16 protein-coding genes are annotated in these 19,421 nt (G+C 39.1%); 11 read left to right on the top strand and 5 right to left on the bottom strand.

Annotated features, from left to right (window positions below):
• Positions 1-301: 301 nt before the first annotated feature.
• Positions 302-2,176: an ATP-binding protein gene (locus tag R2Q70_RS19075; protein ID WP_316809143.1), complete on the bottom strand. Its 1,875-nt coding sequence runs from the start codon at positions 2,174-2,176 to the stop codon at positions 302-304.
• A gap of 181 nt (positions 2,177-2,357) precedes the next feature.
• Between R2Q70_RS19075 and R2Q70_RS19070 the strand changes: the two genes are divergently transcribed.
• Positions 2,358-3,443, top strand: coding sequence for a PAS domain-containing sensor histidine kinase (locus R2Q70_RS19070; RefSeq protein WP_316809142.1), 1,086 nt, complete (start codon positions 2,358-2,360; stop codon positions 3,441-3,443).
• A gap of 57 nt (positions 3,444-3,500) precedes the next feature.
• Here the strand turns inward: R2Q70_RS19070 and R2Q70_RS19065 are convergent, their stop codons facing one another.
• Entirely contained in the window at positions 3,501-4,985 is a 1,485-nt protein-coding gene (locus R2Q70_RS19065) for an alpha-amylase (protein WP_316809141.1), read from the bottom strand.
• Between the two features lie 183 nt (positions 4,986-5,168).
• Here R2Q70_RS19065 and R2Q70_RS19060 point away from each other — a divergent pair, with 183 nt between their 5' ends.
• Complete coding sequence (locus tag R2Q70_RS19060) at positions 5,169-6,914, top strand: FAD/NAD(P)-binding protein (RefSeq protein WP_316809140.1); 1,746 nt, start codon at positions 5,169-5,171, stop codon at positions 6,912-6,914.
• Positions 6,911-7,603, top strand: coding sequence for a DUF421 domain-containing protein (locus R2Q70_RS19055; protein ID WP_316809139.1), 693 nt, complete (start codon positions 6,911-6,913; stop codon positions 7,601-7,603). Before R2Q70_RS19060 ends, R2Q70_RS19055 begins: the two co-directional genes overlap by 4 nt.
• 44 nt (positions 7,604-7,647) lie before the next feature.
• On the opposite strand, the gene R2Q70_RS19050 is transcribed toward R2Q70_RS19055, so the two are convergent.
• Together R2Q70_RS19050 and R2Q70_RS19045 are read right to left on the bottom strand one after the other, a co-directional pair.
• Positions 7,648-8,007 carry a response regulator gene (locus tag R2Q70_RS19050; RefSeq protein ID WP_316809138.1) on the bottom strand — a complete coding sequence of 120 codons (360 nt, stop codon included), beginning with the start codon at positions 8,005-8,007 and terminating at the stop codon, positions 7,648-7,650.
• Complete coding sequence (locus R2Q70_RS19045; RefSeq protein ID WP_316809137.1) at positions 8,000-9,553, bottom strand: PAS domain-containing protein; 1,554 nt, start codon at positions 9,551-9,553, stop codon at positions 8,000-8,002. Before R2Q70_RS19045 ends, R2Q70_RS19050 begins: the two co-directional genes overlap by 8 nt.
• 827 nt (positions 9,554-10,380) lie before the next feature.
• On the opposite strand from R2Q70_RS19045, the gene R2Q70_RS19040 reads away from it, so the two are divergent.
• Positions 10,381-10,557: a hypothetical protein gene (locus R2Q70_RS19040; protein ID WP_316809136.1), complete on the top strand. Its 177-nt coding sequence runs from the start codon at positions 10,381-10,383 to the stop codon at positions 10,555-10,557.
• 506 nt (positions 10,558-11,063) lie between these two features.
• Here the strand turns inward: R2Q70_RS19040 and R2Q70_RS19035 are convergent.
• Positions 11,064-11,834, bottom strand: a complete 771-nt coding sequence (locus R2Q70_RS19035) for a DNA-formamidopyrimidine glycosylase family protein (RefSeq protein ID WP_316809135.1) — start codon at positions 11,832-11,834, stop codon at positions 11,064-11,066.
• A gap of 61 nt (positions 11,835-11,895) precedes the next feature.
• Between R2Q70_RS19035 and R2Q70_RS19030 the strand changes: the two genes are divergently transcribed.
• The 7 genes from R2Q70_RS19030 (at position 11,896) to R2Q70_RS19000 (ending at position 18,852) form a co-directional block, all read left to right on the top strand.
• Positions 11,896-12,234 carry an MGMT family protein gene (locus R2Q70_RS19030; RefSeq protein ID WP_316809134.1) on the top strand — a complete coding sequence of 113 codons (339 nt, stop codon included), beginning with the start codon at positions 11,896-11,898 and terminating at the stop codon, positions 12,232-12,234.
• A 229-nt stretch (positions 12,235-12,463) separates the two neighbouring features.
• Entirely contained in the window at positions 12,464-12,919 is a 456-nt protein-coding gene (locus R2Q70_RS19025) for a JAB domain-containing protein (protein ID WP_316809133.1), read from the top strand.
• Between the two features lie 670 nt (positions 12,920-13,589).
• A complete protein-coding gene (locus R2Q70_RS19020) occupies positions 13,590-14,165 on the top strand; it encodes a hypothetical protein (RefSeq protein ID WP_316809132.1) in 576 nt (191 codons plus the stop codon).
• A gap of 172 nt (positions 14,166-14,337) precedes the next feature.
• Positions 14,338-14,514, top strand: coding sequence for a hypothetical protein (locus R2Q70_RS19015; RefSeq protein ID WP_316809131.1), 177 nt, complete (start codon positions 14,338-14,340; stop codon positions 14,512-14,514).
• Between the two features lie 5 nt (positions 14,515-14,519).
• Complete coding sequence (locus R2Q70_RS19010) at positions 14,520-15,584, top strand: DUF932 domain-containing protein (protein WP_316809130.1); 1,065 nt, start codon at positions 14,520-14,522, stop codon at positions 15,582-15,584.
• A 540-nt stretch (positions 15,585-16,124) separates the two neighbouring features.
• Positions 16,125-16,619 (top strand): nucleoside deaminase, encoded by a 495-nt coding sequence (locus tag R2Q70_RS19005; protein ID WP_316809129.1) that lies wholly within the window; start codon positions 16,125-16,127, stop codon positions 16,617-16,619.
• A gap of 1,138 nt (positions 16,620-17,757) precedes the next feature.
• Complete coding sequence (locus R2Q70_RS19000) at positions 17,758-18,852, top strand: hypothetical protein (RefSeq protein WP_316809128.1); 1,095 nt, start codon at positions 17,758-17,760, stop codon at positions 18,850-18,852.
• Positions 18,853-19,421: the final 569 nt, after the last annotated feature.

The raw sequence follows: 19,421 nt of genomic DNA, 5'->3' as shown, positions 1-19,421 counted from the left end.
AAGAAGTTTGGAGCGCAGCTAAGATAATATTAAATAGAAGGGGCCTCATTAAGGTACTTTGATATAACAGGGTAATGCTTAACACCAAAATTTGAATATCATTGAATAGAATGAGTTATTGAAAATCAAAATCTAATCTACTATTCAATCAAATATATGCTTTAATAATCTAGCCTGAGCTAACCAGTTGTGTTCAACCATACCACAAATTATCCGTTTTAATAAATTAGAAACCCTGGAAGGTTACGAGATGTTATGAGATTCTAACCAGTTAGATTTAACATATTATATAGATTTGATATCAGTTGTCCAATGATTGTGGTATGGAGAAACTAAACTTGCTGCCAATTTCATCCGCAACACGCTCTGCCCATATCCTCCCGCCATGTAATTTTATGATCTGAGCACAGATATAAAGTCCTATACCGAAACCTGCTATTGTATAAAGTCGTTGGTTTTTGCTTCTGAAATAGCGCCCGAATAGCTTTTCTTCTTCCCCTGGTACGATGCCGATACCCTGATCTCTCACACTGAATACCAGATTATGTTTTTCAGCACGGAATTCAATCTGTATTTCAGATCCGGATGCAGAATACTTTATCGCATTGCTGATAAGATTATGTATTACCATACCAATTCTATCCTTATCCCCATTTACTATTAGACTTTCACACTTTGGAGCAGTAATAGTATGAGTTGAGATATCATTGATAAACTCCTCGTTCAGTTCATTTATGAGCGCACAGAAATTAAATTCTTTCTTTTCAATCTTCATTTCAGCAGACTCTATCCTGGAAATATTCAGAAACCCTTCAATCAGCCTGCCCATTTTTGACAGCTGGTGCTGGATTTTTTTTGAAATGTTGACCGTATCAATTTGCTTGCCATGATCATATTTATGGGTTAAGAGCTGTACAAATCCACCTATTGAAGTTAGCGGCGTTTTGAGCTCATGACTGACCATTTCAATAAACTTATTTTTCCTATCGTCTTCTTCCATCTTGCTGGTAACATCCATTACCACTGCATACACGGTTTGAGGTATTCCCGTATTGGCCCTGTTTACTTTCCCAACTACCCGCATCCATTTTCTCTCGCCAGATACAAGGTGACGGATAGGATAGGTGCTATCCACAGGGGTACCATGTTCAGCTGCCTCATAAAGTACCCGGTTTACTTCTTCTCGGTATTCCGGCTCTACAGCCTGGGTAACCATTTGCCAGTCAATATCCCCATGCAGTGGCAGGCCATAATGGTTTCGATATTCTTTGGACATTTCTGCTTTCAATGTTCCAATATCCAGACTGCAGCTACCCATTTCCGCTGCATCAAAGGCAGACTGCAGTTCTTCTTTTCGAGCAACTATTTGGGCATTAGAAAATAGGAGCGCCTCATTGAGCCTGGTAAGTTCTGTCAACTGGTTTTTTATCTCGCTGATTTCTATGCCGGTGCAGATGTATCCCAAAAACCTTTGGTGGGCATTTATCCTCGGTGAACCTTTAATCTTTAACCACCGGTATAGGTTATCACAATCTTTCATCCTAAGCTCCGCTGAAAATGAAGCCCTCGTTGAAATCGCTTCATAAAGCTTATCATGAAATGGCTCCAGATCATCTTCATGAACCAGATCTTCCCATTTGAACCTTCCTTCTGAAGGCATTCTATCTCCCATAAACTTTTCCCAGGCAAGGTTACGGAATTCAAGATTACCGTATTCATCGACTATGCTGATCAATACTTCTGAATCATCGGTCATATTTTGAAGGGTCATCTCCCGCTCAGAAATGCTTTGCCTGTTGCAAACGCTGACGCCGATTCCGAAGTTTATAATGATTGCTTCCAACCCTTTATCCCCCGATATGATGTTATAGGACATTCCCTCAAACTTTGCTTTGAAAGTGTTTTGGGTAGCGCGTAACGAAAGCGTATTGTTATTCGTTTTAAGCCACTGTTCCAGGTCAAGTGTATTCGCCTGGATGAGCTCCGGCGAGCTATTGAAGATTAGGTTCAGAGCGGATGCTAAATCCATATTGATTATGATGTCTCTATCAATCTTTAAACAATCCGCAAAATAATGATTGACCAAAGTAATTGATAAGCTGGGAGAAATGACCATTAAACAGCTGGGCACTAAATTAAATGATTGTTTAATCTCAGGTAATATATTATCATCCATCGTAAAGCAAATTAAATTTTTTAAGTAAAATTTCTGATATATATTATTAACCTCTATCAAATGAGTATTTATTTAACCACTCATCACCATTAATGTTTGCATTCATTTGAGATTTTCAAGACGGCTTATTTTGCAGATTATCAGGTAAAGCTTAACTTTGCTAAAATCAATAGTAAAACAATTGCCAAAGAACTTTTTTAACTCTGCCAGGATTTCTGAGGAACATCTGGCCATAGCCCTTGCCCAGGTCAAGCTTGGCTTTTGGGAACTTGACCTAGAAACCAAACTGATTGAATGTACCGACCAGAACAGGGTAAACTTCCATTTATCACCAAATGAAATCATTACTGAGCAAACGATAATTGATTCCATATTACCAGAAGACCGGTGGCGCAGGGAGGAAGGGTTAAAGCAGGCTATGAATCCTGAAACACCCACATATGATTTTGAAGTGCGTGTCAGACATTATGATAATAAGATTCATTGGCTACAGGTCAGGGGTACAGTCATTTTTGAGCAAACCAAGCCAGTTCGAATAATTGGCACCACCATCGATATATCAGATAAAAAAGGTGTAGAGATTCTGCGAGACGAGCTGCTAAACATTACTACCCATGAGCTTAAGTCGCCTTTGTCGGTTGTGAAGGGCTATTTACAATTGCTACAAAAATTCATTACCAAAACGGGCGATTCCAAGCATCAGCTTATTGCTGAGCGAGCAATCACTGCCAGCGGAAAAGTGGAAAGGCTAATGGAAGAAATGACCATTGGGCGGTTGCACGATCAGTCAGAAATGATCCTTAAAAAAGAGGAAGTAAATCTGGAGGAACTGGCTTTAGAAGTTATTTCCAACACAAATCTTACCAGCCATGATTTTGAACTTACACTATCTGTTAATACCGAAAATCTAACCGTAATTGCTGATAGATACCGAATTGCCCAGGTGCTGACAAACCTTGTTAATAACGCGATCAAGTATTCGCCTGGAGAATCTAAGGTTGAAATTGAAATTGCTCGGGAAAATAGAAATATAAAAGTTTCGGTAATTGACAATGGCATTGGCATATCCGAAACCGAGCAAACAAAAGTTTTTGAAAAGTTCTATAGAGTCGAAGATACGAGTAGAATCGCACAGGGAAGTGGAATAGGCCTGTTTCTTTGTTCGGAGATTATTGCCCACCATGGTGGAGAAATCAAAATAGAAGCTAATCCCAAAGGCAAGGGAACTGTTGCTCATTTCAGTTTGCCACTCCAGATTGAAGGGTGATGTTGTGGTATAAGATAGCGGTGATTTAACCCACCGCCATCAGAATTAATTCTTCAATTAAGCTTTTGCCCAGACTGAAACTGAACCAGCCTCGCAGTAAAAGTCACCCCAGCCATCTTCGCCGATAATAACCTCTCCTTCATGATGCGAAAGGTGATCTCTAAATACGCTACCTGCAAAGTGAGTACCCACTTCCATTCTTTTACTTCCTGCAGAGCCGTTTGATAAGACCACCGCGATTCCTGAATGCTCACGTTCATTATCCCCTGATCTTGTCCATCCAATGCAGCTTGGGTGATCTAAATAATCTTTTTGCTCACCGTAAGCCTTGTCTTTTCTCAAACTTAGCAACGCCTCTAGTTGGGGCAATCGTTCCATTGTAACTTCGTGGTCAAAACCATCTTTACCTTTATCAGTATAACTTGAACCATACACATCGGAATAGAAAACGCAGGGGTATCCAGCTTCTCTAAGCAGGATAATTGCGTAGGCATGCGCCCTGAACCATGGCTCTACCGTCTGCTCCAGGGATTGAAGGGGCTGGGTGTCATGATTTTCCACAAGGGTGACAGCAAGTTCGGGTATGGCTTCAACAAGTGTGCCCTGCAGTATGGTCGTCAGATCAAAGTTTTCTCCTTCCTTTGAGGCGCGTGAGAAATTCGCCTGAAGGCAGGCGTCAAATAAGGACATCCGTTTTCCGGTCGCGTTAATATAATCCAACATGGATTGAAGATCACCTGGTGACCAGTATTCGCCAACAGTAAATAATTCCTTGCCCGTCACTGAACGCATGTGATCCAGCCACTCATTGAAAAATTCAGCAGGCATGTGTTTGATTGCATCTAAACGGAATCCATCCATTTCAGCAGTATTATGAAACCATTCTCCCCATTTTTTAAGTTCCTCCCTCACGTGTGGATTTCTGAAATCGATGTCAGTGAGCATCAGGTAATCATAATTCCCGTTTTCAGTGTCCAGTACATGCTCCCAGCCGCTGCCATATTCATTTTGAATACTATAAATTGCAGATTCTTCTGTTCTGGCATCATAATCTACGCCGGTAAAACACTGGAAATCCCATTTAAACTGGGAATATTTACCTTTTCGTCCGGAGTAGTTGAAAACAGTGTATGCATCGATTTCGAATGGTTCGGAAATGAATTCATTGCGATTGTCAGGATTGACTTTTCGCACGGTAACGGGTTCATGATCATCCGCGCCACCCAGGTGGTTAAGCACAATGTCTGAATAAACCTGAATACCCGCCGCTCGGGCTGCAAGCACCGCATCAATGTACTCCTGCTTGGTTCCATACTTTGTGCGAACGCCGCCTTTTTGATCAAACTCACCTAAATCATATAGATCATAGGAATCATAACCCGTTGAAGATTCTCCTTCCATCCCCTTGTGCGCCGGCGGAAGCCAGACTGCATCAATGCCTATGGCATTAAGCCTGCCGGCATCATCTTTTATTTTTTTCCATAAACTTCCGTCTTTAGGATAGTACCATTCAAAGTACTGCAGCATCGTATGGTTTTCCATATATTATCTAGGGGTTAAAGTTTTTGTCAAGCATATCAACTCTGAAGCATCCATAATTGTTTGATGGTTTTTCTGGTTAGTTGTGAGAATTTTTATTTAAGATTATCATAGTCAAAAAGATATCAAAAACTTTTAGTAGCATATTAGGGTTAACTTGAAGACGTTCAACAGGACGCTTACTTTATGGAGAAAACTCAAAAACAACTTAATATAGCCCTCATCGGTGGTGGGCCTACTGCACTGCTGACATTTAAATCTCTTCTAGACCAAAATGAAACTAATCTTTCAATAACCGTGTATGAGAGAAAGCAACTTTTAGGAGCCGGTATGCCCTATAGCCGGGATGGGGCTCTGGATGAACATATCACCAATGTATCGGGAAATGAAATTCCTGATTTGCTGGAGCCTGTATCCAATTGGATAAATTCAGAACACAAACATACGCTGAATAGGTTTGACCTGAATGCAGATAAGTTCAATGAGTATAAGGTTATGCCCAGATTGCTTTTTGGAAGATATCTTGCTGACCAGTTTACTGGATTGATAAAAAAAGCAAAGGATAAGCAAATTCAAGTAAATATAAGATACGGCTGTGAGGTGACCGATATCATCGATGTGCCGGAGCTTAACATGAGCAAAGTTGTTTGTGGGGATAGCGAGGATCTATTCGATAAGGTGATCATTTGCAGTGGGCACCATTGGCCAACCAAAAATGAAGGCATGGTGGAAGGTTACTTTGATTCGCCTTACCCACCTGAGAAATTGGCGCATCGCACCAATCATAAAGTAGCCATCAGGGGATCCTCACTTACTGCTATCGATGCCATCCGGACGCTGGCCAGGGCAAACGGTAAGTTTATTAAAAAACCGGACGGGGGCATTTATTATCTTTTGGATGAAGATAGCCCGGATTTTAAAATGCTAATGCATTCACGCAGTGGCTTACTACCTGCCGTGAGATTTCATCTCGGGGATTCTCATCTTTCCAAAGATGCTGTTTTATCGAACGATGAAGTAAAGACTGTAATGGAAAAAAATGGAGGTTTTCTGCCTTTGGATTACGTATTAAAACGAAACTTTCTGGAACCGCTTGAAGAATCAGACCCGGGATTCTATAATCAAATAAAAAACCTATCGATAGAAGAGTTTGTAGAGAAAATGATGCATACGCGTCATGAGCATTCAGCCTTTGAGCTTCTGGCGATGGAAATGGTTGAGGCAGAGCGGTCAATAAGAAAAAGGGAATCGGTGAACTGGAAAGAGATGCTCGCGGTTTTGAGTTTTGCAATGAATTATCCTGCAAAACACTTTTCCGCTGAAGATATGGCGCGGCTAAAAAAACATTTAATGCCGCTAATTTCTGTAGTTATTGCTTTTGCGCCCCAAAGCTCCGTCCATGAATTAATGGCATTACACCAAGCTGGTATTCTTGACATTGTAAGTGTTGGCGAAAAGGCAGATGTATCAATTAGCGACGAAAATAAAATATTATATATTCATGAGGATGAGAAGGGTGAAGAAGTTAGCGTGCAATATGAGACCTTTGTTGATGCCATCGGGCAACCACATTTGGAGTTAAAAGATTTACCGTATCCAGGATTAATTGAATCAGGATCTGTAGCATCTGCTATGCTGATGTTTCAGGATCAAAAGACTGCTGAGGCGCTTCACAAAAACGGTGATAATAAAGTAATTAGGTTCGCTGACGGGCAATATTACCAGCTTGTTCCAGGAATTGCCATTAATGATAGCTTCCAGGTATTGGATATATATGGAGCGGCAAATGAGCGTATTTTCATGCTGGCTGTTCCTTATATCGGTGGGTATAATCCGGATTTCTCAGGGTTGGATTTTGGTGAGGCAGCATCTAAGAGGGTGGTGGAAGCAATATTTAATTTACACCCTTTTACCACACCTGAGGCCGCATGATAAACCTCTCTATAGATTTTAAGGAAGTGTTTTTAAAAGACCTTGATTGGTCTTTAGTCGTAGAAATTGCAATAAGAACAGTAATCATGTTTGTGTTTGTACTTATATTTCTGCGCTCCTCCGGAAAAAAGGGTGTCCGGCAGTTAAGTATTTTTGAAGTTGCCATTATCATTGCGCTGGGCTCGGCAGCAGGAGATCCGATGCTAAATAGTGAATCAGCAATACTGCCATCGCTTTTAGTGTTTCTGGTAATACTTGTCATTTACAGAATAATCACTTTTCTGGCCTCAAAGAATCAGCGGATTGAAAACTTACTGGAAGGTAAACCAATCTACATCATTGAAGATGGCATGTTTACGCTCCAAGAGGAAGGAGATGCAAACTTTGCTCAGGATGAATTCTTTGCTGAAATGCGTGTTCAAAGTATTGAGCATTTGGGGCAGGTAAGAACTGCCGTTTTAGAATCAAATGGACAGGTGAGTTTTTTATTTTATAGTCCAGAAGAAACTAAACCCGGGATGCCGATTTATCCTAAGCCGTTTTCTGCTAAATCTAAAACGATTGCGACCAGCGGGCTATATGCATGTACACATTGCGCAAAAGTTGCCGACCTCTTTAAATCCAGTCAATGTGAAAGGTGCCATAAAAATGAATGGGTCTGTGCCATAAACACACCAAGGAACGCCTAACAGCTAAGCTTAACAATAAGTTATAAGTTGCGTATCAAAAATATTTAACTCATAAATTCATTAACCTTTTGCATTAGCTTATCGATATCAAAAGGCTTTGAAATATATCCATTTGCACCTGCCTTGGAGGCAATTTGTTTACCATCCTGCGCAGCCGACATGATCACCACTGGGATTGAGGCCAGATTTTCATCTTCCCGCATACGCGTTAATATCTGATCGCCAGATATCACTGGCATCCATAAATCCATTAGAACGAGTTGTGGTCTTATGCTGGAAATTAATTCCAAAACTTTTTTGCTGTCGGCTTCAGTGATAATGTCAAAGCCGCTATCATCCAGTACGATTTCCAGCATTTCTATGATATCAACATCATCATCACAAATCAGAAGTGTCTTATTCATGACCAGATTCCTTTCCATGTATTGGTAAGGTAAAGCTAAAAGTTGCTCCTTTACCTGGCTCACTATCTACCCATAGCGTTCCACCGTGTTGCTTGATAATCTGGGCACAGATATATAAGCCTATGCCCATGCCAGGAAAATGCTTCTGAATATTTGAAACCCTGAAAAAACGTTCGAAAATCATTTTCTGATCCTCCTGACTGATGCCGAATCCAAAGTCGGTAATGGAAACTTTTATATAATTACTTACTTCAGAAAGCATCACCTTGATTTCCCTGGCATCAGGAGAATATTTAATGGCGTTGGTTATTAGATTTTGTAATACTTGAGAAATTTGTGATTCATCTCCAGGTACCGTCTGCCTTGTCTGTCCTTCAAAGGTTAGTGTATGATCCTGATGTGCTTCTTGGAAGTCTTCAAGCATCTCCTTAATAAGGATATTCATGTCAATTGATTCTGCATCCAACACCAATTTGCCGGATTGTATTCGTGACATTTCAAGTAAACTGGTAATGATGTTTTGTAACCTGTCGATTTGTTTGCCAGACTTATTTACCATTATGGGTATTTTTGGATTTATGTCAGCAGGCAACAATTTTAAAATCGTTTGGTTATATCCCTTTATGGTGGTGAGTGGCGTTTTAAGTTCATGACTAGATACGGACAGAAAATCGTCTTTCCTATTCTCTGACGCCCGAATCTCTGAAATATCTTCGATTGCAATCAAAATTCTATCTTTAAAACTGCCTTCCAATTCAATTCTATGGGCATTGAGCAGCATGAGTTTTCTGCCAATATGGGGAAATTCGTGATCAACCTCAAAATCCAGTACAGGGTTATTACTAGGTAGTATTTTCTCCAAAAGTTCTCGCAATTGTTTGATATCCCATTGCCCATTTCCCAGATCATATAATGATCGGCCGATGGTATCCCGTTTTTCGACCTTAAAAGTTTTATAGAAAAAATCATTGGCTGATATAACCTTGTATTCAGGATCCAAAACAATGAGCCCCTGACGGATAGTTTGTATAATACTATCTAGGTACTCCCGATTTTCGTTTAATTCTCTGGTTCTTTTTTCAATTTTAAGCTCGACCTGCTCCCGTTCATGCTGTAAGTTTTCTTCTGCATTTTTTCTTCTGGTAATGTCATTCTGTACACCGATAAAGTGTGTGACCTTGCCATCATCCCCTGTTATTGGGGAAATATAAAGTTCATTCCAGAACAACTCTCCACCCTTCCGGTAGTTTCGAAGTTCTACAGTAATAGACTCGCCACCTATAACTGCTTTTCTAATGCCGTCTCTTGCCTTCTGATTACGTTCGTTTCCCTGAAGAAATCGGCAGTTTCTGCCGATGACTTCTTCACGAGCATATCCTGAGAGTTTTTCGAAAGCTTTATTGCAATATATAATTGGATTATCGAACTGCGTGTTATCTGTGATGATAATGCCTGAAATTGATGAATCCAGTGCGGACTTTAGCAGTTTAATATTTGCGGGATCATTACCAGATAAAGGTAGATCATATCCTTGGTCTATGGTCAAAGTGTAGTAATATTTTTAGGAAGTGTTTATCTATAACATTTACAAATGCCCAATTGTTTGCTATATTGGAAAGTAAAAATGACTTATTATATTGTATAATTTGTTTAATGAATTTGATCGGATTAGTAGCACACATGCGTAATTAAGCTATTGATGAGGCGTTAAATAGAAATCTTTTCATTATCTGCGGCATCACAAAAAATAGTGAATATTATTAGTATCAAAAATATACTTACATTCTTAAACATCCTACCATTATGAGATGCACGTCCAAAGCTAAAGTCATAACTATTAAAATACGAAATACCTATAATTTGGGGCGGATTATTTTCCGGTAGCTGTAATTATTGTATTAAACTTTCAGTAGAAGAAATATATATAATGGGGTGGGAGATATCTTTGTTTATAGACCTCTATAAGTCTGTTACTTCCTTGGTGCTTATTCCGTAATCTTCATCAAAAATTTATCTAAAGGGAAACGATAGACATTTAAAGACTTAAATAATTGAATTGGTGTTCTTTTCTTATGTCTTACCTAATATAAACCGATGGAATCGCAATTACTCGGCATTAAGATTAGGAATAAGCTGTGAAAACTAAAATCTGCTGTGAAAGCAGTTCAAAGCTTTGACTTTTCTAAACTAGAAGATTATATTAATATGGAGAAGGTAGAATCTGCACCTGCTTATCAGGGTTTTGAAGCTAGTAATTAATAAGATAAACAACGAAATTGAGAAAAGTGAATTAAACTTGCAGAACCACCACCACCAGCTACCTGGGGAACTCGAACCCTTACTCCTAAATCATCCTTACTATACCCAGGAAGTGTGGCTGCAAAACAAATTGAGGCAAAAAAATCCCATCTGAAATCAAAAAATATCAGCTTTGAAGATGTCAAAGGCCTTCCGAATGTAAAGCCCTTAACAGATGCGTATGCTTTAGAGGAGCAATTGCGTGAGAAAGCAACTTCCTTTATGAATGCACGCGAAGTGTATGATACCTGATGGCCATCATGCAGAGGTAGTAAGCGCATATTACCGCTATAAAGGCAGAAAAACTTTGGATCCCATAGGAAGGAAGATGATTATTGTGAAAAAAGCTGGAAGGCATTTGGTGCCTGCTTCAATACCAGAAAAAGTACATTTATCGTAGTCCAAGACTTGACGGTCAAAAGCAGGCACGGTTAGAACCTGAAAGACTGAAGGAAGCACTTAGAAACTTAAAGCGCTAGGCTTTGCAACCAATATGGTTGGCAACAACGAAATTCACCTTGACTTTAAAAGGTCTAGAATCATTTATTTTCCCTACACCCAATAGGCCTCAAGTAAAACCATAAAGGATGGCCGTGGATTAAATGCATTATTAAAGCAATTATCCGAGTAGTAGATTATCAGCGAATAAATTAGTTGCGCTTTTGAGCAACTTAATTTTAGCGAAATCCGTTGGATGATCAATCACTTCATTATGAAAAGAAGCACGCTGGGTTCATACATACAGTGTTTGTTAGCCATTATTCATACCGCTTCTGGCTTTCGACATAATAGGTTTTACGTGAACCTTTCTGGGAAATAAGTATCTCTTCGCCTTTTTTTGTTGTTTTCGTCTTCGGTAGGTGCACTTTTAAAAAATCCCTGTTCTCCCCAATAATCAGATCTTCGCTGGCATTCATCAAATTTTTGATTTCTTCTGTCAGCACTTTATGGATGGACTTGGCTAAAACTTCAACTTGCTTTTCAGGGATAACATTGGCAATCGATAATGGGGAAATCCCGGCATCGTAAAGAATCTCATCAGAATAACTGTTGCCAATTCCTCTGACTATTTTCTGATCCAATAGGACCGTTTTGACATCAGTTTTCTTTTTAGCAAGTACGTCTTTCAACCATTTTGCATTAATTTCCAAAGCATCAGGTACAGCTGACTTTTCAGGGTTTAATGTTGGGGTTGCCTGTTTCTGCCAATCTGTTAAGAATAATATATTGTCTTTAAAATCAAGTTGGAGTATTGGGAACTTAGTTTCTTCGTCCTCATTAACTAATCTAATCTCTCCATGTAACATTAAATGGAGCCCTAAAATATTTCCTCCTGCAAACTCGAAGCGTAATTCCTTGCCTTCCCGGAACACCTGTTTTAACGAATGACCTACAAATGCTTCCTTGAGCTCCTGCTCAGAAGACTTGCATTTACGATCAACGTGAAGTTTCAAATCGATTAATTTATGGTGCGCTAATTTTTGTTCCAGGCGCGTAGCCATAACGGCTAAATCAGGTAATTCTGGCATGGTGATTTGTTTATGCTACTAAGCTAATTAAACCAAATAAAGCAAACGATGTTTTCTTAATATGTCAAATCAAAACCTCCTGAAATCAAGTTCGGATTTTTATAGCAAAGTATATGAGCTTGTAGCTTTGATACTATACGGTCGGGTTACAACTTACCGAGCGATTGCAAAAGCTTTGGGATCGGCCAAATCGTCCAGATTGGTTGGAATTGCGATGATTCATTCCCATGAGTTACGTCCTGATTTACCTGCGTATAGGGTTGTTGACCGCAATGGTCTATTAACAGGTAAACATCATTTTCAGGTGGATTTACCATGGAAGAGCTGTCGAAACAGGAAAAAATTAAAGGCGTTCATGATCAGATTGCTGATTTCTCGTTGCTTTACTAGGATCCGCTGAGCGATTTATAAAACCAATTGACGAAATTCTAGAATATAGGGATAGGTTGTCAAGGTCAGGGAGGGTCATTTAATCACTGTACAAATTTAGGCTTGAAGGTTGACACACAAGGAGAAATTCCGGCATAAACCCTCCTGTAGCCTTTTCCCTCTTTCCCATTTATTCCGTTGCTTCTCTTGCTTTGGCAACCCTCAAACCTTTGTCTGCACCATAATTAATTCAAAATATTATGGAAAACTCACTTTTTAACCTTGCAGAAATCGAAATCAGCTACAAACCAAAATTCAAACCTGTTGAAAGACCACAGATCGACAGCGCCAGTAAGGCCTATAAGATACTACTCAACAACTGGGATCTCAACAAAATCGAACTTGTTGAAGAATTTAAAATCATATTGCTTAACCGTAGAAACAGGGTGCTGGGAATTGTCAATATCTCTCAGGGTGGTATGTCTGGGACAATTGCCGATCCCAAAATCATATTCGCTGTTGCACTAAAAGCATGTGCATGTGGAATAATTCTTTCCCATAGCCATCCATCCGGAGAGTCAAGCCCAAGTGAGGCAGATATCAGATTGACCAGAAAACTTTCTGAAGCAGGTAAGTTGCTCGACCTGCAAATACTTGATCACATCATTGTTTGTAGCGAGGGGTATTACAGTTTTATGGATGAAGGTATGATGTAAATCTCAAAGCTTCTGCAGCCTGCTGCAGAAGCTTATTTTTTATACATTCATCTCAGAAAATTTCCAATGGCGGGATCCTATTTTCTGTCCGGAAATATCATTTTAGCAATAAATATGCATCAAAAAAACGGGAGAACAGCTATCGCCATACTACCGTTCATCTAAATTAACGCCCTCAAACTCGAAGATAGATATCCAGGACATTCTTTCAAAATTTTTTATTCAAGTTTGATCTGGAAACGTGATACGCACTGTTTTGCATTGTATATTTCTCGCTCTCGCTCTGGGACATTCTTCTTATACTAAATTTTCCATTTGAAATAAAAACCTGTAGGCATTTTGAGTAGCAAATTTCTGAACAATCCCTTTGCCGGAAAGACCAGGCCCTAAAGGGTTTGCCGAAAAAAAATCTTCCTTTTTCGCTGCGCTCCAAAGCGTATTTGTTTTTCGCAAAGTCTTGCCTTGCAAACTGGATTGTATCAAGGAGCGGTGGCTTAACAAAAAGCCAGGAGGCTCCTGCCGACTGATTTTGATGCGTAAAATAATAAAGCCATGAACCCTTTAAAAGACAGAAGCCCACCGACCGCCCGACGCTTCGAGCGAAACGAAAACATTGCCCCAGTGGGGGAGATTATTAATCGAATACTTTTAAAATATTAACAAAAACATCATGAAAAATCAAAATAATGCATCAGCAAACGGAAAAGCAGAGTTTATAGACATCAAAGGTGCAAAGAATCCTTTTTATCAGCCGATGGCAGGGAAAACAAATCCAAGTGCGGAAAATAAAACCGAAAAAAATGAAGCCAAAGGCCCAATCGATAAAGCAGGTCAAGCCAAAGAGAGCACAGACGAGCAAAACGCTACTGGATCAGTGTTGCAGTTGCCCCATGCTAAGCAAGAGGATGGCGAACTAAAAAAAGCGGAAACTACATTTGAAAAACCCACCCTTAATTTGGAGGGAACATTAAAACTGGTGGAAGAACTTCACCGCCGCATGGTGCAACGGGGTCGCCTTGTGCATACCATTGACAACCTCGACAAATTCGAGATTGAGCAAAAGGAGGAAGCCGAAGACACAACCTCAAATTATTATCAGGGCTGCGAAATGGAAATCACAGATGATAAACGAAACAAGTTTTCAACGAAAAACCCTGTGATCATCAAGGCCGTTGCCCTATTCGTACGCAACCTCTGTACGAATCGCCTGGCTGAAATCGAAGCTGAAATCACAATCCCCGTTTAATCACTTCTTTCCCTGCCCAAACTGGACATGGATTAATAATCTAAAAACGATGTACGCCGCATTCTTTGAATTACTCGATCAATTGTATTGCAAAGGATATGCAGAAAATCTGTAGGACTGTGATCCATTTTCTTACTACCACCAATACAATCAATACCAAAACTAAAATACCATGAAAACAGAAGAGATATTTTTTATTGTTCGCATAGAAGTCGAAACAAATCACCACAACGTAAACATTGCCTTGGAAGAAATGGAAAAAAAATCCCGCTTTTTAATGACTGATACACCAAACGTAAGAGTAACAACGGCAGAAATACTCACCACAAAAACCAGAAATAAAAAATAATAGAAATGGCTCACAACATATATTACAACGGACAAACTCAAAGGCACAGTTTCTTTTCTGTTCAAGAAAAAGCCTGGCATGGCTTGGGGACAATTATAGAACAACATCCTACCAGCGCAGAGGCTTTACGATGTGCTGGCTTAGATTATAAAGTGGAAAAACGCCCGCTTTTCACGCTTGATAACGTTAATTTTGATCTGCAAAATGCGCACGCAGGTGGTATAGATCACGATCTTCGCGTTTCTAACTACTTTGCGAATATACGTACGGATACTGAAGAGGTGTTAGGGGTGGTCGGAAAGGATTACCAAATCATTCAAAATATCGAAGCGTTTTCTTTTTTTGACAGCATTGTTGAAAATGACAATAGCATCAGGTATGAAACCGCCGGTGCTTTAGGTAAGGGAGAAAGGATTTTTATTACTGCTAAACTTCCTGAATACATCAGAGTAGGTAAGGACGATTTGATCGAACAATATCTTTTTCTGACGACATCCCACGATGGTTTTGGAAGTATTTCTGCTGCTTTTACTCCTGTTAGGGTAATATGTCAGAATACCTTGAATGCAGCCTTGCGCAATCAAAAAAACACCATAAAGATCAGGCACACGGCCAGTGCTTTGGAAAAGCTTAAACAGGCCCATCAATTGATGGGTATAACCAGCCGTCTTGCTGAAGAAATGGAAAACCTTTATACCCATTGGACAAAAGTCCAAATAAGCGATAAGCATGTCAAAAGGCTTATTGAAATCGCGATGGCGCCAAAATCCGAATCGCTAACGTCTTTGATGGAGGGGAATAGGGATGAGCTTTCCAGTCATTTTATCAAAACCGTGGAAACTGTCGTGGAGTTTGCATTCAGCGCACCATCACAGTTGGAGAAAACCACAAGAGGAACGCTTTTCGGTGCATACAATGCAGTTACGGGATATTTTCAGAATGTCAAAAACTACGCAGATACAGAAACAAGATTTAAATCGATTATGACAGGAAACGCATTTGCTAGGGCGCAGGTAACCTTTGATTTATGTAATGAGTTCGCGAAGTCCGGTGCAAGTATGCTCAAATAGTTGAAAAACATTTTGCCAAACCACTAACACTATTATAGTGTTAGTGGCTGATGAGTCGAACATATCGGGCGCCCTAACGGGCCTTAAGTGCTGGTGACCGCTCGGCAAGGATTCAACCTCTTCTTCATTCTAACTTATGAGAGTACCGCTTGCTACAGATAAGCCTAGCAGATCTAGATTCTTATCACCTTCCGGTGCACTTGACGAGACACGATCACAACTCTTTTGTCGAGGATTTGAAGAAGATTGCCGATTGGAAAATTTCAAAATAAAGCACGCTGTGATTACCTGTTTTCTATGAGGAAAATCATACAGATTAGCTTTCAATTTCATTTATCTTGTTTTAATAGTTTACTGGATAAACCAGAGTTGATTGACCCCGTTCCGCCAGAAATAAATTTAACTTAAATTATTACTGGTATTTCAGTTAATTTTTTGGCAAAGAGGGGTCAGTCAGATTGGTTTTTCCAATCAATTATCTATTATATTCGAAAACACCACATTTTCAAACTTCTCCGTCAATGAACTGTTTACTAGATTATGGAAATACATGAAAAATTTATGCAAAGGGCGATTGGATTAGCCGAAGCCAATATAAAGACCATGGATGGCGGTCCCTTTGGGTCAGTGATAGTGAGGGACGGGAAGGTTTTGAGTGCGGAGCAAAATACGGTAACCCGTGATTGCGATCCTACTGCCCATGCTGAAATTAATGCCATACGTGCCGCTTCGAAAAAAATTGGAAAAGCAGATTTGAGCGGTTGCATCCTGTATACAAGTGCTGAGCCCTGCCCGATGTGTCTTAGCGCGATCTATTGGTCGAATATTACTCAGGTATATTATGGGAATACCAAGCGGGATGCAGAGTGGGCTGGATTTGGTGATGAATTTATAACTGAGCAGTTGGGAAAGAAAATTGAAGATCAGAAAATAAATTTTGAGCGAATATTGGCCAGTGAAGCGATTAAAGCCTTTGAAAAATGGATAGCATCGGAGCCGGATTTTAAGGAAAAAATAAAAGATGGATCAATGTAAACTTGACGTGTTACATTGTGTAAGCGTATGAACTTTGAAGACTTGATTGGGGGAAATCAATGTTTAGAAACTCTTGAGTTGCAAGAAAATTGGGAATTGGCCCCTTATCATATTTAAGCTTGCAAATATCATTTTTCTGGAAAGGACCAGTTCCAAAAAGTTTCACAAAAACTTAGTCTTATCGTAGCACGCCAAAGCTTATGCATCTTAAGTAAGGCTCGACTTGACCCAGAATCATTACGATTAGGGATGAGTTGAAAATATAGCAAAAGAGGGTGGTAAGTCCAATGCTTTTGAATGATAACGTTTAACGCTATGAAAAATGAAGGGTAGGGATAAGAATGCAAATATTGCTTTGATAATTCTGATAGCCCTTTAATATATGTGTCATTTCCTACTCTAACGTCTTTATCAATCAAACTTTGGCATTAAAGATCACTTGTTTTCTCATTTATTTGTTCGTTTTTACCTATTGCTATTGGTATTTAAATGCAAGACTTAAAATAAAAACCATATTGATTGGATACCCAATATTCTTGCTAGTGAGTATTTATCCTGTGAAAATCTGGCTTGATTACATACGGCCAATTTATAATGAAGCTTTCACGGTAAGCTGGCTGAAGATTATCTTGATGTCAATCGCTTCATTTACGCTTTTTAATCTTGCATATGGGATGATAAAAGTTATGGTAAATACCCAAATTGGCTTCCACCAAAAACATAGAAACCCACTTAAAAATCCCGTGAAAATTTTTCTTGATAATGCAGATACTATTAAGAACGGCTATCTCGTTTTCTTCTATATTGGCGGGATATTGCTGGGAGGAATTGTGTTTTGGAAGTATTAAAAATAATTTCAGGTCAGAAAGAAAACGAGCAAATTGAAAAAGTGGCCTCCAAAAGTAAAATTGGTGTTTAACTTATTCGTTAATATAGTCGAACTATATCTATTGTTATAATAGCGTTCGTCGACAGAAAAAAGAATTTTACGAACTCTCGCCAGTGCTAACCTATAAAAAGACATATGCTGTGGCGTTAATATCAGGTCAAAATCAGGAAGGTAGAAATTTTAAGGCATTCCTGTTGGTGTTAGATTTGGCTGATAAGGAATGTGACAAGTTATTTAAAAAATTAAAGTATGAAGATGTGGTATTGTGTAGTTACCGTTTTAATTTTGGGTGTATTGGTGGCCGCTGCATTTAATTTTTCTCAATACCGCAAGACAGCGATAGATGAATTGCCGAAAAGCTTTCTGCAATATCAGTCGCTGGATCGTTCGGAAGTAATCACATCCTCAAAGGTTTCGATGAGACTAGTTATAGAAAGTACAGCGGATATTCAATATTTTATGACAGCATCTAACGAGCTTATTGTGTATGCAGTTCCGAGGCCTGAAGAAAATGTTTTTTCTAAATTCAATGAGCAAGGCGAGGTAACGGACTCCTTAATCATACATGGCAAACCGTCTGATATCGCCTTTATTAACGGACTTGTTATCAATAAAGGAAAACATCAGTATTACCAATGGAGCTTTGATGGAAACAGCGAAGCAAAAAACATTGTCATGCAGAATGAAGATTTTAAATGGAATTCGACTCGTCAGCAGGAACTTTTGGAAAAAGTTGTACATACTGCCAAAAGTGTTTATGTTGAGTATGATTCGGATAGCCCTGCGCCACAAAAGATGGAAGGTGATAAAATTCAGATAGTACCCTCCATGAGAACTTTTGCAAAATTAACCTATTTTGACGGGGGAAATTGTTATCAGTTTTTTACAACACTAAACGTCTATAAACAATTCCCTTATGCTGCAAGTGAGGAACTGTTGCTGAATAATATTTTTAAGCGGATTAACACAAAGGTAAGCGGGGACAAGGAAATTATCCAAACGCCATTTATCCGGTACCGTTACTTTCAAAAGCTTAAAAGGGAAAAGGTGCGCTTTCCGGGAGGTGGGGGTAATACGCCAGGTTATGATAAAATTCTTTTTCACGGCAACCTTTTTACCGACTTGGTGTATAAAAATGACACTTTACGAGTGAAGGAGTTTATGTATCTGGAACAGGACCGGGCTTCTTCATCGATTCAAATAGCTGGCAAAAGTCTGGGTACATTCACAAAAAACAAAGTCCGGCCGATATTCTTTATCGAGGCTTATATGTACTATAGTCACCCTAACTTATCTTACGCGTTATTTACTAACAGTGATAAAAAGCTTTATATGATTAAATAGGTAAAAGAAAAATGGAAAAGCAATAGTTGTACTTAGCCTACTTAGCACTTATGCAATATGATATTGATTGACTATAGTTATATAATCTGTTTTTATTGCTAAAAAACGATAAGTATGCTATTGATTTAATTTTTAATCCAACTTTTCAATCCACTATGCCGCTGATATAATTATATCTTTTAAACAAAATCTGTCGCCAAATTTCCTGGATTTTAGCTGAACTTTGTAAGTGCATTTGTTTAGGTTTTCTTCAAACTAATCATGCAACAACAGTTCAGTACAAATGCGTTGTTTAATAGATTGGCTACTACGAAATGTTAATCATCCTATCATGAATGTTTATGTAAAATGATGGCTTCGAACTTTCTTCGAATAATAAATAGATTAGTTAAAACCAAATTATATCTGAAGAAGTTAAATTAAGCAATACAGAAAACTTAGTACCTATATATAAGTTACCTATGATAAAGTTATAGCCTTCGCTACCTGTCTTCTCCTATTTGTCTCAGTATCCGATGCTCAGGGAGAATCGAGAATAAAAATTACTATGGTTATCATGGCTGGTGAAA

Source organism: Pedobacter agri, from assembly GCF_032678665.1.
Lineage (GTDB): Bacteria > Bacteroidota > Bacteroidia > Sphingobacteriales > Sphingobacteriaceae > Pedobacter > Pedobacter agri_A.
The sequence above is the reverse complement of the archived record's forward strand: the minus strand, read 5'-3'. Positions and strand labels throughout refer to the sequence as shown.

Bases quoted from the DNA above. Each gene is read 5' to 3' on its own strand.
- R2Q70_RS19075 (WP_316809143.1), bottom strand. From the start codon at position 2,176: ATGGATGATAATATATTACCTGAGATTAAACAATCATTTAATTTAGTG.
- R2Q70_RS19065 (WP_316809141.1), bottom strand. From the start codon at position 4,985: ATGGAAAACCATACGATGCTGCAGTACTTTGAATGGTACTATCCTAAA.
- R2Q70_RS19060 (WP_316809140.1), top strand. From the start codon at position 5,169: ATGGAGAAAACTCAAAAACAACTTAATATAGCCCTCATCGGTGGTGGG.
- R2Q70_RS19055 (WP_316809139.1), top strand. From the start codon at position 6,911: ATGATAAACCTCTCTATAGATTTTAAGGAAGTGTTTTTAAAAGACCTT.
- R2Q70_RS19050 (WP_316809138.1), bottom strand. From the start codon at position 8,007: ATGAATAAGACACTTCTGATTTGTGATGATGATGTTGATATCATAGAA.
- R2Q70_RS19035 (WP_316809135.1), bottom strand. From the start codon at position 11,834: ATGCCAGAATTACCTGATTTAGCCGTTATGGCTACGCGCCTGGAACAA.
- R2Q70_RS19030 (WP_316809134.1), top strand. From the start codon at position 11,896: ATGTCAAATCAAAACCTCCTGAAATCAAGTTCGGATTTTTATAGCAAA.
- R2Q70_RS19025 (WP_316809133.1), top strand. From the start codon at position 12,464: ATGGAAAACTCACTTTTTAACCTTGCAGAAATCGAAATCAGCTACAAA.
- R2Q70_RS19020 (WP_316809132.1), top strand. From the start codon at position 13,590: ATGAAAAATCAAAATAATGCATCAGCAAACGGAAAAGCAGAGTTTATA.
- R2Q70_RS19015 (WP_316809131.1), top strand. From the start codon at position 14,338: ATGAAAACAGAAGAGATATTTTTTATTGTTCGCATAGAAGTCGAAACA.
- R2Q70_RS19010 (WP_316809130.1), top strand. From the start codon at position 14,520: ATGGCTCACAACATATATTACAACGGACAAACTCAAAGGCACAGTTTC.
- R2Q70_RS19005 (WP_316809129.1), top strand. From the start codon at position 16,125: ATGGAAATACATGAAAAATTTATGCAAAGGGCGATTGGATTAGCCGAA.
- R2Q70_RS19000 (WP_316809128.1), top strand. From the start codon at position 17,758: ATGAAGATGTGGTATTGTGTAGTTACCGTTTTAATTTTGGGTGTATTG.